Source organism: Paraclostridium benzoelyticum (assembly GCF_001006285.1).
In the GTDB taxonomy this organism is placed as follows: Bacteria; Bacillota; Clostridia; order Peptostreptococcales; family Peptostreptococcaceae; genus Paraclostridium; species Paraclostridium benzoelyticum.
In genome coordinates this window covers 1-14,961 of record NZ_LBBT01000094.1, presented here as the reverse complement: position 1 = coordinate 14,961, position 14,961 = coordinate 1, and the positions used below count along the sequence as shown (strand labels likewise).

Here is a 14,961-nt window from a genome sequence, read left to right as displayed (position 1 = left end):
TAATTTGGAAATTATATACATTAAAAGCTTGTGATTTCTTAAGAATTAAAAATTAAAAACTGGACAATATATTATTAAATAAATACACAAAACACCTCAGTGATGGCATTCTAATATATAGTGTATTTATATAAAATAGATTAAGTCCTTTAATTATTAAATAATTAAAGGACTTTTATTTTTAAGATAAAATATAATTAACTAGTAGATATGGGAGGAGATGTTTTATGAAATTATTAATTACAAATAAATATGAGGATAATGAAATAAGCAAATTAGTAAATTTAGGATATAAAGTAGTGTATATGAAGGAATCCAAGGCTGAAGTAAATAATGAAAATAAAGATATTGAAGTGCTAGTAGGTTATAATCCATTTAACACACTTGATATATCGAAGCTAGAAAATTTGAAACTAATTCAATTAAGTAGTGTTGGAATAGATCAAATACCAAAAGATGAAATTATAAAAAAGAATATTACGGTATGTAATAACAAAGGAAATTATAGTATTCCCATGGCGGAATATATAGTTATGTATATTTTAAATGTATATAAAAACACAAAACAAATGTATAAAAATCAAGCACAAAAGAAGTGGAAATTAGATATAAAATTAGAAGAACTAACTGATAAAAAAGTAATGTTTATAGGGACTGGTACAATTGCAAAAAATGCTGCTGATAGGCTAAAAGCATTTGGAGTATATGTTTATGGAGTTAATACAGATGGTAGAGACGTTGTAGGATTTGATGAATGTATACCTATAGGAAATATAAACGAAGGGTTAAAAAAATGTGATGTAGTAGTTATTACTTTACCATCAACAAAAGAAACTATAGGAATGATTAATGATGAAAAGTTAAAAAATATGAAAAATGGATCAGTGATTATAAATGTTGGTAGAGGAAACATAATAAATGAAAATGATTTAATTAATAATATAAGTAAGTTTAAAGGTGTTTGTTTAGATGTATTTGAAAGTGAACCGTTAAATAAAGAAAACAAACTTTGGGAATTTGAAAATGTAACTATAACCCCTCATAATTCATGGATATCTGATAAGAATAGAAGTAGAACATTTAATACCATATATGAAAATTTAGAGAATTACATCAATAATAAAGAGCTTAAAAACGTGGTAAATATTCAAAAAGGATATTAATAGTTTAGTTGTAATTTTAAAAAGAAAATTATGTTATACTAAGATAGTATTGCATTGAAATTAGTACGATTTACATAGATTTTAAAAGAGGTGATTTATATGGACATAAAAACTAGAATGGATGAATTGATAGATCAAATAAACTATCATAGCAATAAATATTATAATGATGATGCTCCTGAGATATCAGATTATGAATATGATAATTTAATGAAAGAACTTATAAAAATTGAAGAAGGAAATCCTAAAATAAAAAGAGCTGATTCACCAAGTAGTAGGGTAGGAGGTAAGCCTTTAGATAAATTTACACAAATAACACATAAAATACCTATGCTTAGTTTATCAAATGCTTACTCAGATAAGGATTTAAAAGATTTTGATAAAAGAGTAAGAGAATTAGCTGATGATAGTGTTGAATACGTAGTTGAATTCAAAATAGATGGATTATCAGTTGGATTAACATATAAAAATGGAGTTTTTGAAAAGGGAGCAACAAGAGGCAATGGAGTAGTTGGAGAAGATATAACAGAAAACTTAAGAACAGTAAAGACTATACCTTTAAAAATTAATGACACAGAAGAAGTTGTAGTAAGAGGGGAAGTATATATATCTAAGCAAAATTTCGAAAAAATAAATGAATTACAAGAAGAACAAGGCCTTCAATTATTTGCTAACCCTAGAAATTTAGCAGCAGGAACTTTAAGACAGTTAGATTCTAAGTTAACAGCTAAAAGACCTTTAGATATATTTATATTTAACCTAGAGTATATTGAAAATACAAATTTAAAAAGTCATAGTGAATCATTAGAATACCTTAAAAACTTAGGATTCAAGGTTAGCACAGATTACAAAATTTGTTCAAATATAGATGGCGTTATAGAACATATTGAATATTGGACAGAAAATAGATCGAAACTACCATTTGAAATAGATGGAATGGTTATTAAAGTTAATGATCTACAACAAAGAGAGATTATGGGTTATACAGCTAAAAGCCCAAGATGGGCAATTGCATATAAATTCCCCGCAGAGCAAAAGAAAACGAAGCTTATAGATATTATAGTTGAAGTTGGTAGAACAGGAACTATAACGCCTACAGCTATACTTGAACCAGTTAGATTAGCTGGAACAACAGTTTCTCGTGCAACTTTACACAATGAAGATTACATAAACGAAAAAGACATAAAAATTGGAGATACAGTTTTAGTTCAAAAAGCTGGAGATATAATACCGCAAGTAGTTCAAGTTGTTAAAGATGATAGGGATGGAAATGAAATAGAATTTAAATTCCCTGATAAATGTCCTGTATGCTCAGAACCTGCTGTTAGATTAGAGGGAGAAGCTGCAGTAAAGTGTATAAATATTAGTTGTCCAGCTCAAATTAGAAGAGGAATAATACACTTTGCTTCAAGAGATGCAATGAACATAGAAGGGTTAGGAGAATCTATAGTTGGATTGTTACTTGATAACAATATAATTAAAGATATATCTGACCTTTATTACATAAAGAAAGAAGATGTAATAAATCTAGAAAGAATGGGTGAAAAATCAGCTGAAAATTTAATTAAGGCAATAGAAAAGTCTAAACAAAATGAACTATATAGATTAATAAATGGACTAGGTATTAAATATATAGGAGTTAAAGGCGCAAAAGTTTTAGCTAAAAACTTTGATAGTTTAGATGAAATAATAAATGCAGATGCAGTTAAATTAACTAATCTTGAAGAATTTGGAGATATAATGGCAAACAGTGTTGTTGAGTTCTTCAAAGAAGAAAAAAATATAACAGTCATAAATAAATTAAAAGAGGTTGGAGTTAATACAGAATCTATAAAAAATAAAGATGAGTCTATAGTTAATATTTTTGAAGGAATGAAGATTGTATTAACAGGTACTTTACCTACTTTGAAAAGAAATGATGCAAAAGAAATGATTGAGGAAAGAGGAGGCAAAGCAACTTCTAGTGTAAGTAAATCTACAACATTTGTTTTAGCTGGAGAAGAGGCTGGATCAAAACTTACAAAGGCTAATGAATTAGGAGTGAAAGTTATTGATGAAGCTAAGTTTTTAGATATATTAAACTTAAGCTCAAAAGAAGAAGTTCAAGAAGTTATTAAGTAAAAATATTGGGGAAATTATATTAATAAATAACTACTATTTAGAGTTAAATAATGCTAATATATTATAGTATATACAATATTTGAGTTAGAGTTCGGGTAAGTTAATTAGTCTGAATTTGCTATAAAAAAATTCGCTTTGCTTGAGCGACTACGTCTGCGAATCACTTCATGTCGGCAACGACCTTAAAAAACAGGTCGGTTGCTCAAGTTTATAAGTTGGAAATTACTTTTATAATAGTTCAAGGCTGAATGCAATTTCCTAGGTATTAAAAAATGTTTGAAAGAGGTAATATAAATGACGAGAATTGATGGTAGAAAAAATGATGAAATAAGACCAGTTAAAATAACTAGAAACTTTACTAGATATGCAGAGGGATCTGTATTAATTGAAATGGGAGAAACTAAAGTTATCTGTACAGCTTCTATAGAAGATAAAGTACCTCCTTTCTTAAGAAATTCAGGAACTGGATGGATAAATGCAGAGTATTCTATGTTACCAAGATCTACACACCAAAGAAAAATAAGAGAGTCATCAAGAGGTAAAGTTGATGGAAGAACTCAAGAAATACAAAGATTAATAGGAAGGGCTATAAGATCAGTTATTGATTTATCTAAAATAGGAGAGAGAACTATATGGGTAGATTGTGATGTGATTCAAGCTGATGGAGGAACTAGAACAGCATCTATAACAGGAGCTTTTGTAGCAGTAGCAGATGCTTTATATTCTTTATATGAAAATAAACAAATAAAAACTTTACCTATAAGAAACTTTGTATCAGCTATAAGTGTAGGTATAGTTAATGGAGAACATGTTTTAGATCTATGTTATGAAGAAGATTCAAATGCGCATGTTGATATGAATGTTATAATGACAGATAAAGGTGAATTTGTAGAAGTTCAAGGAACAGGAGAAGAATCTCCATTTACTAGAAAAGATTTAAATTCATTACTTGAATTAGGAGAAAAAGGAAACAAAGAACTTATTAAAGTTCAAAGAAAAGCATTAGGTAAAATAGCAAGTGAAGTTCTTGGAGAAGAAGTTCCAGATGAGGTTGTTATAGCTACGAATAATGCACATAAATTAGAAGAAATTTCATCTATATTAAATGACTTTGATTGCAAAATATATTCTCTTAAAGATGTAGATTTAGCAGGAATAGAAATAGTAGAAGATGGTCATACATTTGAGCATAATGCTCTTATAAAAGCTAGAACTATAGCTAAAGCCACAAATATGGTAGCAGTAGCAGATGATTCTGGGCTTGAAGTTGATGCTTTAGGTAAAAAACCAGGTGTCTACTCAGCTAGATATGCAGGAGAAAATGCAACTGATGAGCAAAATAGAGAAAAGCTTGTAAAAGCTATGAAAAATGTACCTATAAGTCAAAGAACAGGAAGATTTGTATCAGCTATAGCTGTAGTATTCCCAAGTGGAAAAGAGTTTGTCGTAAGAGGAACTTGTGAAGGAACTATAGCATTTGAAGAAAAAGGTGAAAATGGATTTGGATATGATCCATTATTTATAGTAAATCAATATAATAAGACATTTGGAGAATTACCTAGTTCAATAAAAAATTCAATAAGTCATAGAGCAAACTCTTTAAAACTTATGAAAGATGAATTTAATAAAAGGATAGTTAAGTAATGAAAATTGGGGTAATAAGTGACACTCATAGAATGAATAGATTTATAGATAAAACTCTTCCATATTTAAAAGAATGTGACTTAATTATACACGCAGGAGATAATTTTGTAGATTCAAAGTACATTCATAATATGACTGGAGTTTCAATGATGGCAGTTAGAGGGAACTGCGATTTTGAAAATACAGAAGATGAATTAGAGTTTGAGATAGAAAATAAAAATATATTTGTTTGCCATGGGGATAAGTATGGCGTTAAATATGGACTTGAACAATTGCATGAAAAGGCTAAAAAAATATGCGCAGATATTGTTATATTTGGGCATACGCACACACCGGTAATAAAAGAAAAAAATAACATACTATATATAAATCCAGGTAGTATATCATTGCCAAGAGGAGTAAATTATAGAAGTTTTGTTATATTAGAAATATCTAGTGATAATGTGAGTATTGAGGAGATAAGGTTATAAAATAATTTAGGGGGATTAGTAAATGGAATTTGTTTTGGGGTATTTACTCATATTTTTGGCTAAATGTTCAGATGTAACATTAGCGACAATCAGAACTATATTTGTAGTAAAAGGTAAAAAGAAACTTGCGTTTTGCATTGGGTTTCTTGAAATATTGATATACCTATTTGCTATGGATAAAGTGTTAGGTGACATGGGTGATATAGTAAAAGTAATATCATATGCGCTTGGATTTGCAACAGGTAACGTAGTTGGAATCACACTTGAGGAAAAGCTTGCAATAGGATTAATAACAGCTCAAGTTTTCACTGGTGAAGATGTAGATCAATTTGCAGAGTACTTAAGACAGCATGGTTTTGGAGTTACTGTCATAGAAGGTAGAGGAAGAGAAGGCGTAAAGTACATACTACAAGTTGTTTTAGATAGAAAGCACCTTCATAATTTCCAAAATACTATAAATAGTTATGATTCTAGGGCATTTGTAGCGGTATCTGAAATCAAGAACGTCAGAGGTGGATATTTTGGTCGAAATGCGATGAAATAAGGCGCTTTTCAAAGTCAGTTCATATCAATGCGGTACTTGTAAATAAAAAAAAGAATGTGTTATAATAAAATAGTAAAATTATAGTAACGAAATCTATTATACTATATATAAAAGAATACATAATCAATAGGAGGATTAATAATAATGAAAGCAGAATTACTTAAGAAAGAAGGTAACAAAGTTACTTTTAAACTAACAGTTGATAATGATAAATTTGAAGGTGCAGTAACAAAAGCTTACAACAAAAACAAAGGGAAATTTAACATACCAGGATTCAGAAAAGGTAAAGCACCTAAGCAAATAATAGAATCTCAATATGGAAAAGGAGTATTCTACAACGATGCTATAGATATGTTATTCCCAGAAATATATCCATCAGCTTTAGATGAGTTAAACATAGATCCAATAGATAGACCTGACTTAGACATAGAAGAAATAAGCAAAGACAACGGATTAGTAATGGTTGTTAATGTAGAAGTTAAGCCAGAGTTTGAACTTGGATCATATAAAGGTATAGAAATAGCAAAACCTGACTATACTGTAAATGAAGATGAAGTAACTTTAAGATTAGATGAAATGAGAAACAAAGCTTCAAGATTAGTAGATGTTGAAGGTAGAGCTATAGAAAATGGAGATAATACTGTTATAGACTTCGAAGGATTCGTAGATGGTGTTGCTTTTGAAGGTGGAAAAGGAGAAGACTATAGCTTAGTTATAGGATCAAACACATTCATACCAGGATTCGAAGAGCAATTAATAGGTAAAAACAAAGGTGAAGAAGTTGAAGTAAATGTTGAGTTCCCAGCTGAGTACCATGCTGAAAACTTAGCAGGAAAGCCAGCTACTTTCAAAGTTGTTGTAAAGAATGTACAAAGCAAAGAATTACCAGAGTTAAATGATGAATTCGCAGCTGATACAACAGAATTCAATACATTAGAAGAATTAAAGAGTGATTTAAAATCTAAAGTAGAAGAAGAAGCTAAAAATAGAGCAGATGCTGAAATGAGAAATTCTTTAGTTGAAAAAATATCTGAAGGTACAGAAGTAGAAGTTCCAAATGCAATGGTTGAAACTCAAATAGATAACATGTTAATGGAACTTAACTACCAATTACAATACCAAGGATTACAATTAGAGCAATTATTACAAATGACAGGAAGATCAATAGAAGATTTAAGAAATGAAAAAAGAGAAGAAGCTACAAAGTTAGTTAAATCATCTTTAATATTAGAAGCTATAGCTAAAGCTGAAAATGTAGAAGTTTCTGAAGCTGATGTTGATGCTGAAGTAGAAAAAATGGCTAAAATGTACAACATGGAAGTTGAAAAAATAAAATCAGTAATGAGACCAACTGACTTAGAAGATATAAAAGGTCAATTAAAAATAAGAAAAACAATAGATTTATTAGTTGATAGTGCTAAATTAGTTTAATCATTATAGGTATATTTCATACAGTAGCTGTTACAGCTACTGTATATTGTATATATAGATAATTATGATAGGGGGTATAATCCATGGCATTAGTACCTGTAGTAGTAGAACAAACAGGAAGAGGAGAAAGATCTTACGATATATATTCAAAACTTCTAAAAGATAGAATAATATTTTTGGGTGATGAAGTAAATGATGCTACAGCAGGCCTTGTAGTAGCTCAGTTATTATTCCTAGAGGCAGAAGACCCAGATAAAGATATACATTTATATATAAACTCTCCAGGAGGAAGTATAACTGCTGGTATGGCAATATATGATACTATGCAATATATAAAACCAGATGTATCAACTATATGTATAGGAATGGCTGCATCTATGGGAGCATTCTTATTAGCAGCAGGAGAAAAAGGAAAAAGATATGCACTTCCAAATAGTGAAATAATGATACACCAACCACTAGGAGGAACAAGAGGGCAAGCTACAGACATAGAAATACACGCAAATAGAATAGTAAAAATGAAAGAAAAGTTAAATTCTATATTAGCTGAAAGAACAGGTCAGCCTATAGAAAAATTAAAAATGGATACTGAACGTGATAACTTCATGAGTGCTGAAGAAGCTAAACAATACGGCTTAATAGATGAAGTAATTACTAAAAGACCGTAGATAAGAGAGGTGTTAATATGTCAAAATATGAAGATAAGAGACAATTAAAATGTTCATTCTGCGGTAAAAACCAAGAACAAGTGAGAAGACTTATTGCAGGTCCAAATGTTTATATATGCGATGAATGTGTTGAATTATGTGATGAAATAATTCAAGAAGAAGTTGAAGAAACAACAGAAGAGGAAACTGTAAATTTACCGAAACCAAAAGAAATGATGAACACTCTTAATGATTATGTAATAGGACAAGAAAAAGCTAAAAAAGCTTTATCGGTAGCTGTTTACAATCATTATAAAAGAATCTATGGAAAAAACAAAGGAACTAATAAAGATGTTGAGATACAAAAAAGTAACATACTTTTATTAGGGCCTACTGGATCAGGAAAAACGCTTCTTGCTCAAACACTAGCTAAAACTTTAAATGTTCCATTTGCAATGGCAGATGCAACATCACTAACTGAAGCTGGATATGTTGGAGAAGATGTTGAAAATATATTATTAAAGCTTATACAAGCAGCAGACTTTGATATAGAGAAAGCTGAAAGAGGTATAATATATATAGATGAGATAGATAAGATAGCTAGAAAATCAGAAAATCCATCTATAACTAGAGATGTTAGTGGAGAAGGTGTTCAACAGGCCCTACTAAAAATCTTAGAAGGAACTGTAGCTAATGTTCCACCACAAGGTGGAAGAAAGCATCCACACCAAGAGTTCTTAAAGCTAGATACTACTAATATACTATTTATATTAGGAGGAGCCTTTGATGGAATAGAAAGAATAATTCAAAAAAGAGGCGGCGAAAAAACACTAGGATTTGGAGCTAAGATAGAAAGTAAAAAAGATATGGACCTTGGAAAAATTTATGCACAAGTTCAAACAGAAGACTTACTTAAATTTGGTATAATACCAGAATTTATAGGTAGAATTCCTGTAGTTGCAACTTTAGAATTATTAGATGAAGATGCACTAGTAAGTATACTAAAAGAGCCTAAGAACTCTTTAGTAAAACAATTCCAAAAACTATTTGAATTAGATGGAGTTGATCTTGAATTTGAAGATGCTGCACTTAGAGCAATAGCTAAAAAAGCTATTGAAAGAAATACGGGTGCAAGAGGTCTAAGAAGTATTGTTGAAAATATAATGATGGATATAATGTATGAAATACCATCTAGAGATGATATAAAGAAAATAATACTGACAGAAGAGTCTGTTAAACAAGATTCTGATCCAGTTATTGTTTTGAAAGATGAAGAAGAAAGTGCATAAAAAAAGGAGCTAATTAAGCTCCTTTTTATTTTAAAAAAAAGATAGTAAAATACCTATGCATCCATATATAAACACGATGGCTATTGAGCCGACTTTTTTTGTGTATAATAAGTAAAATGCTGATATAAAAGCTATAATATCATAAAGACCCCAAGTTATTCCTGTAGCAGACGAGAATACTGCCGATAATATAAAACCTAAGGTTATTGGACGTAAAACAGAAAGAATTTTTTCAACTTTTTCATTATCTTTAAATTTATCAAATAGGCTTGCAATTATTGTAAGGCCTATTACTGAAAATAATACAACACCAATACTTGAAGCTAAAGATCCCCAAAAGCCACCTACTTTAAATCCTATAAAGGTAGCACTATTTATAGCGATAGGACCTGGAGTAGATTGGGATAATGCCAATAAATCTAAAAATTCTTTGTTTGTAATAAAGTGGTATTTATCTATAAATTCTTGTTGAATAAATGGAAGCATAGCATAGCCTCCACCAAAACTAAAACTACCTATTTTAAAGAATATTAGGAATAACATTAAGACTTTTGACATAGAGCGTAAACACCTCCTAATATTATTAAATATATTGGGCTTATATTAAATACACCTACACAAAAGAATGATATAATTAAAAATGATATATTTTTCTTAGATTTGGGTAATTTATTAAACATATTTACAAATGAGTAAAGTATTAAAGCTATAACGACTGGATTTACTCCAGAAAAGAACCCATTTAAAATATCTGAGCTTTGGTTGTTGAAATAAAAATATGATAATACTGATACTATACAAAATGATGGAAGTATTGAACCTAATGTACAAACTAATACACCTGGAATTTTATAAAGACTATAACCCAATAAAATAGAGATGTTTGCGCCTAGTACACCTGGATAGCTTTGGGCGATAGATAGATAGTCAATAAACTCTTGTTGAGTTAATAGATTTTGCTTTGTGACAAGCTCATCTTCTATCAAAGGAACCATAGCATAACCACCACCAAAGGTAAATGCACCTATTTTTAAAAATGTTAAGAAAAGTTTAAACATAAAATCCTCCGCATTAAAATTGGTATATAAGTAATATTATTATAACATAATAGTAATAAATGGATCGAAATGATTAAGAAATAGCTAATGTTGTTGAAAATTCGATTATGTAAATATATAATAAATAAAGTGACGCAATCTAGCATTTGGAAGGAGTGATGTTAGCATGGATAAAAATTATACTATAATAGAACGTGAATTACCGTTAATCCCCCTAAGAGGATTGGCTATATTCCCATATATGATACTAAGCTTTGATGTAGGGAGAGAAATTTCTTTAAAGGCATTAGATGAGGCAATGGCTGATGATGAAATGATATTCTTAACAGCTCAAAAAGACTCATCGATAGATATGCCTACAGAAGATGACTATTATCATACTGGGACTATATGTAAAATAAAGCAACTGGTAAAATTACCAGGAGAAGGGGTTAGAGTACTAGTTGAAGGTATATCTAGAGGAATTATAAAAGAATTTGTGCAAGACGAGCCATATATAAAAGTTGCTGTAGAAGAGGCTGTTTATGACGTTGAAAGCATAAATGAAGACAAAGAGGTACAAGCAACTGTTAGAAATGTATTTGATGCTTTTGAGGAGTATATAAATATAAGTAATAGAGTATCACCAGAAATTCTTATAAATCTAGCTGAAATGGATAATGAGAATAGATTCGTAGATACGATAGCTGCAAATATGTTCTTAAAGCCAGATCAAAAACAAGCAATATTAGATGAATTTGATATTCAAGCTAGACTAGAATTAATTCTAAGAACATTATTAGAAGAAATTGAGTTATTAAAAATAGAGAAGAAAATAGCTTTAAAAGTAAAGAAAAGTATGAACAAAGTTCAAAAAGAATATTATCTTAGAGAACAGTTAAAAGCTATACAAAAAGAATTAGGAGAAGATGAAGATATAGATTCTGAAACAGATGAATATAGAAAAAAACTTCATAAGATGAAAGCTTCTAAAGAAACTAAAGAAAAGATATCAAAAGAAATAGATAAGTTCTCTAAAATTTCTCCTATGGCTCCTGATTTAGCTGTAAGTAGAACTTACTTAGATACTATATTCTCATTACCTTGGAATAAAGAAACTAAAGATAAGTTAGATATAAAAAGAGCTGAAGAAATATTAAATGAAGAACACTATGGTTTAGATAAAGTAAAAGAAAGAATAATAGAATATTTAGCAATTAGACAATTATCAAAGAGTCTAAAAGGGCCTATACTATGTTTAGTTGGACCTCCAGGTGTTGGGAAAACATCTATAGCTAAATCTATAGCGAATTCACTAGATAGAAAATTTGTTAGGATTTCTTTAGGTGGAGTTAGGGATGAAGCCGAAATAAGAGGACATAGAAGAACTTATGTAGGAGCTCTTCCAGGAAGAATAGTTAATGGATTAAAAGAAGCAAAAACTAAAAATCCTGTATTCTTATTAGATGAAATAGACAAGATGTCATCAGACTTTAAAGGAGATCCAGCAGCAGCTATGCTAGAGGTTTTAGATCCAGAGCAAAACAAAGATTTTGTGGATCACTACTTAGAAGTTCCTTTTGATTTATCTAAAATACTATTTGTTACAACTGCAAATACATTAAGTACTATACCAAGACCATTACTTGATAGAATGGAAATAATAGAAATATCAGGTTATATTGAAGAAGAAAAATTAAATATAGCTAAAAAATATTTATTACCAAAACAAATAAAAGAACATGCTTTAAAAGAAGAGTTTATAAAAATAGATGATGAAACTATGCTTGAAATAATAAGTAGCTATACAAGAGAAGCAGGAGTTAGAGGTTTAGAGAGAACTCTTGGAACGATATGTAGAAAAGCTGCTAGAAAATATGTAGAAGATGAATCTATAGAAGAGATAGTAGTAAACAAAGATAATTTAGAAGACTACTTAGGAAAACAAAAAGTAAGACATCAAGTTGCAGGTAAAGAGCCAGAGGTTGGAGTTGTTACAGGACTAGCATGGACAGCTGTTGGAGGAGAAACTCTAACAACAGAAGTAAATGTGTTAAAAGGAAAAGGTCAAATAGTTTTAACAGGAAAACTAGGAGATGTAATGAAGGAATCTGCTCAAACTGGTATATCTTATATAAGATCTATAGCAGACAGATTTGATATAAATCCAAACTTCTATAAAGAAAATGATATACACATACATTTACCAGAAGGAGCGGTACCTAAGGATGGACCGTCTGCAGGTATAACTATGGCTCTAGGCGTTATATCAGCATTAACTAACATACCAGTTAGAAATAATGTTGCTATGACAGGAGAGATAACTTTAAGAGGTAGAGTCCTAGCTGTTGGAGGAGTTAAAGAAAAACTTCTTGCAGCACATAGAGCAGGTATAACTAAAGTTTTATTACCGCAAGAATGTGAAGCAGACTTAGATGAAATACCTCAAAAGGTAAAAGATGAAATGGAATTTGTTTTAGTAAGCCATATGGACGAAGTATTAGAACATGCATTATTAAGGAACGGTGAAAAAAATGAAAATTAGAAGTGCTGAAATTACAATGAGCGCAGTTAACAAAAGTCAATATCCAGCAGAAGGTATACCAGAAATTGCATTAGTTGGAAGATCTAATGTTGGAAAATCATCAACAGTAAATACTTTATTAAATAGAAGAAATTTTGCAAGAACAAGTCAAACACCAGGAAAGACTAGAACTATAAATTTCTACCTAATAAATGAAGAGTTTTACTTTGTAGACTTACCAGGATACGGATATGCAAAGCTATCTAAATCTGAAAAAGAAAAATGGGGAGTTATAATGGAAAGATATTTACAAGAAAGAGAAGAGCTATGTGCTATTTGCCTACTTGTAGATATAAGACATGAACCTTCAAATGAAGATAAGATGATGTATGATTGGATAAAACACTTTGGATATGATTGTGTAATAGTTGCAACTAAAGCAGATAAAATATCTAGAGGACAATATCAAAAACATTTTAATATAATTAGAAAAAAATTAGAGCTATCAAAAGAAGATAAAATCTTCCCTATATCTGCACTTAAGAAAACTGGTGTTGAAGATTTATGGGAAGAGGTTATAAAGCAATATACACAAAAAGGCTATGAAATAAGAGTTGATTAATTTAAAGCAACTAAACTCATTGAGTTTAGTTGCTTTTTTATATTTAAAAAATTTTTTTTAGTATTTTACTAAGTTCTGGCTAAGCATGATGACTGCTACATACAGACATTTAAATGGAATGTATTTTTATGTTAATAAATTTTTGGACAAACACAAATAATATAGAAGTTTAATAATTTAATAAAGGCAATAAATTTTTATTTGGAGGGAAGTTTACAATGGATGGTAAAGTAAGAAAAATGTTTCCAGGTGGAAATACATCAAAAGGATTTAAATCATTTTTTGATTATGCAATTCCCAAAGATGTAAACAGAATCTTTTGTATGAAGGGAGGACCTGGAGTAGGGAAATCATCATTAATGAAAAAAGTTGCACAAGATATGATTTCTAAAGGATACGATGTAGACTTATACCCATGTTCTTCTGATCCAGATTCATTAGATGTTATAGTTATAAAAAAATTAGGTGTTGTTATGCTAGATGCAACAGCTCCTCATATTGTAGATCCTAAAAATCCAGGAGCTATAGATGAAATTTTAGATTTAGGAAGATATTGGGATAGAAAAGCTATTGAATTGAATAAAAAAGACTCGATTGAGTGCAATAAAGAGGTAAGTAGATTCTTCCAAGTTGGATTTAAATATTTTGAGGCAGCGGCTCCTATAGCTTATGAAATACAATCTAAAAATGTAGATTGTATGGACTTTGGAAAAGTAAACTTGTTAACTTCAAATTTACTGCAATTAATATTTGAAAATGTAATTCCTAATGGTGAGTATAAAGAACAAATACATTTATTTGGAAGTGCATTATCTCCTTTAGGTCATGTAGAATATACAGATACGATTCTGAAAGATGTAAATAAAATTTACTACCTAGAAGGAGATTTAGGTACGGGGAAATCAACTTTACTAAATAAAGTTGCAAATAAAGCTACAGAAAATGGTTTAGAGGTAGAAATATTCCATGCTCCACTATTACCAGAAAAAATAGAAACTATTTTAATTAAAGATTTAGACTTAGCTATAACAACTAGCAAATTATTTAAAGATAAAAACTTAGAAACTTTCGATTTAAATAGTTATATGGATACTAAAAAACATGACAAGTATGAAGATGAGCTAAGTTATAGTAACAAAGCTTTAAATGACTTGGTTGAATATGGATTGTTAAATATTAAAAAAGCAAAACAACAACATGACTTATTAGAAGAGTACTATGTTCCTAATATGAATTTCTCAGAAGTAAATAAATTAAAAGACATAATAATAGATAGAATTTTAGAATATAAATAAAATAAAAAGAGAGCCTTATTAGGCTCTTTTTTTATTCAACGTTATATAAAGTAATTCGAAGAATTAGTTACTTAAGTTAATTATTTATATAATTTGATTCATATAAATAGAAGTATTTAAATGTATGAATAAATACTATATGTTAATAATTGTAGGTAAAGTTAGTATATAGAC

13 protein-coding genes are annotated in these 14,961 nt (G+C 29.6%); 11 read left to right on the top strand and 2 right to left on the bottom strand.

Translation table 11 applies throughout. From position 1 onward, the window contains the following. Positions 1–227 precede the first annotated feature (227 nt). From VN21_RS04340 to clpX, 8 genes are all read left to right on the top strand, one after another. Complete coding sequence (locus tag VN21_RS04340) at positions 228–1,163, top strand: phosphoglycerate dehydrogenase (protein ID WP_046822216.1); 936 nt, start codon at positions 228–230, stop codon at positions 1,161–1,163. A gap of 99 nt (positions 1,164–1,262) precedes the next feature. Continuing rightward, positions 1,263–3,284: an NAD-dependent DNA ligase LigA gene (gene ligA, locus VN21_RS04335; protein WP_052951973.1), complete on the top strand. Its 2,022-nt coding sequence runs from the start codon at positions 1,263–1,265 to the stop codon at positions 3,282–3,284. 294 nt (positions 3,285–3,578) lie between these two features. Further along, entirely contained in the window at positions 3,579–4,928 is a 1,350-nt protein-coding gene (gene rph, locus VN21_RS04330; RefSeq protein ID WP_046822214.1) for a ribonuclease PH, read from the top strand. Then, complete coding sequence (locus VN21_RS04325) at positions 4,928–5,398, top strand: metallophosphoesterase (protein ID WP_046822213.1); 471 nt, start codon at positions 4,928–4,930, stop codon at positions 5,396–5,398. Before rph ends, VN21_RS04325 begins: the two co-directional genes overlap by 1 nt. A gap of 22 nt (positions 5,399–5,420) precedes the next feature. After that, positions 5,421–5,942 carry a DUF2179 domain-containing protein gene (locus VN21_RS04320; RefSeq protein WP_046822212.1) on the top strand — a complete coding sequence of 174 codons (522 nt, stop codon included), beginning with the start codon at positions 5,421–5,423 and terminating at the stop codon, positions 5,940–5,942. A 144-nt stretch (positions 5,943–6,086) separates the two neighbouring features. Continuing rightward, positions 6,087–7,373, top strand: a complete 1,287-nt coding sequence (tig, locus tag VN21_RS04315) for a trigger factor (RefSeq protein WP_046822211.1) — start codon at positions 6,087–6,089, stop codon at positions 7,371–7,373. 83 nt (positions 7,374–7,456) lie between these two features. Then, a complete protein-coding gene (gene clpP, locus VN21_RS04310; protein WP_046822210.1) occupies positions 7,457–8,041 on the top strand; it encodes an ATP-dependent Clp endopeptidase proteolytic subunit ClpP in 585 nt (194 codons plus the stop codon). Positions 8,042–8,058: 17 nt separating this feature from the next. Further along, on the top strand, positions 8,059–9,309 hold the full coding sequence (clpX, locus tag VN21_RS04305; RefSeq protein WP_046822209.1) for an ATP-dependent Clp protease ATP-binding subunit ClpX: 1,251 nt from the start codon (positions 8,059–8,061) through the stop codon (positions 9,307–9,309). Positions 9,310–9,339: 30 nt separating this feature from the next. On the opposite strand, the gene VN21_RS04300 is transcribed toward clpX, so the two are convergent. Together VN21_RS04300 and VN21_RS04295 are read right to left on the bottom strand one after the other, a co-directional pair. Beyond that, positions 9,340–9,867: a chromate transporter gene (locus VN21_RS04300; RefSeq protein ID WP_046822208.1), complete on the bottom strand. Its 528-nt coding sequence runs from the start codon at positions 9,865–9,867 to the stop codon at positions 9,340–9,342. Beyond that, positions 9,852–10,367, bottom strand: coding sequence for a chromate transporter (locus VN21_RS04295; protein WP_046822207.1), 516 nt, complete (start codon positions 10,365–10,367; stop codon positions 9,852–9,854). Before VN21_RS04295 ends, VN21_RS04300 begins: the two co-directional genes overlap by 16 nt. A gap of 166 nt (positions 10,368–10,533) precedes the next feature. Here VN21_RS04295 and lon point away from each other — a divergent pair, with 166 nt between their 5' ends. The 3 genes from lon (at position 10,534) to VN21_RS04280 (ending at position 14,787) form a co-directional block, all read left to right on the top strand. Next, positions 10,534–12,891 carry an endopeptidase La gene (lon, locus tag VN21_RS04290; protein ID WP_046822206.1) on the top strand — a complete coding sequence of 786 codons (2,358 nt, stop codon included), beginning with the start codon at positions 10,534–10,536 and terminating at the stop codon, positions 12,889–12,891. Beyond that, entirely contained in the window at positions 12,881–13,492 is a 612-nt protein-coding gene (yihA, locus tag VN21_RS04285; protein WP_046822205.1) for a ribosome biogenesis GTP-binding protein YihA/YsxC, read from the top strand. The genes lon and yihA overlap by 11 nt, the downstream gene beginning before the upstream one ends. A 218-nt stretch (positions 13,493–13,710) precedes the next feature. Further along, positions 13,711–14,787 (top strand): ATP-binding protein, encoded by a 1,077-nt coding sequence (locus VN21_RS04280; protein WP_046822204.1) that lies wholly within the window; start codon positions 13,711–13,713, stop codon positions 14,785–14,787. Positions 14,788–14,961: the final 174 nt, after the last annotated feature.

What these genes read in the sequence shown, in the direction of transcription:
- lon (WP_046822206.1), top strand. Translation starts at nt 10,534, where the DNA reads ATGGATAAAAATTATACTATAATAGAACGTGAATTACCGTTAATCCCC.
- VN21_RS04300 (WP_046822208.1), bottom strand. Translation starts at nt 9,867, where the DNA reads ATGTCAAAAGTCTTAATGTTATTCCTAATATTCTTTAAAATAGGTAGT.
- VN21_RS04340 (WP_046822216.1), top strand. Translation starts at nt 228, where the DNA reads ATGAAATTATTAATTACAAATAAATATGAGGATAATGAAATAAGCAAA.
- clpX (WP_046822209.1), top strand. Translation starts at nt 8,059, where the DNA reads ATGTCAAAATATGAAGATAAGAGACAATTAAAATGTTCATTCTGCGGT.
- clpP (WP_046822210.1), top strand. Translation starts at nt 7,457, where the DNA reads ATGGCATTAGTACCTGTAGTAGTAGAACAAACAGGAAGAGGAGAAAGA.
- VN21_RS04295 (WP_046822207.1), bottom strand. Translation starts at nt 10,367, where the DNA reads ATGTTTAAACTTTTCTTAACATTTTTAAAAATAGGTGCATTTACCTTT.
- ligA (WP_052951973.1), top strand. Translation starts at nt 1,263, where the DNA reads ATGGACATAAAAACTAGAATGGATGAATTGATAGATCAAATAAACTAT.
- VN21_RS04320 (WP_046822212.1), top strand. Translation starts at nt 5,421, where the DNA reads ATGGAATTTGTTTTGGGGTATTTACTCATATTTTTGGCTAAATGTTCA.
- tig (WP_046822211.1), top strand. Translation starts at nt 6,087, where the DNA reads ATGAAAGCAGAATTACTTAAGAAAGAAGGTAACAAAGTTACTTTTAAA.
- rph (WP_046822214.1), top strand. Translation starts at nt 3,579, where the DNA reads ATGACGAGAATTGATGGTAGAAAAAATGATGAAATAAGACCAGTTAAA.
- VN21_RS04325 (WP_046822213.1), top strand. Translation starts at nt 4,928, where the DNA reads ATGAAAATTGGGGTAATAAGTGACACTCATAGAATGAATAGATTTATA.
- VN21_RS04280 (WP_046822204.1), top strand. Translation starts at nt 13,711, where the DNA reads ATGGATGGTAAAGTAAGAAAAATGTTTCCAGGTGGAAATACATCAAAA.
- yihA (WP_046822205.1), top strand. Translation starts at nt 12,881, where the DNA reads ATGAAAATTAGAAGTGCTGAAATTACAATGAGCGCAGTTAACAAAAGT.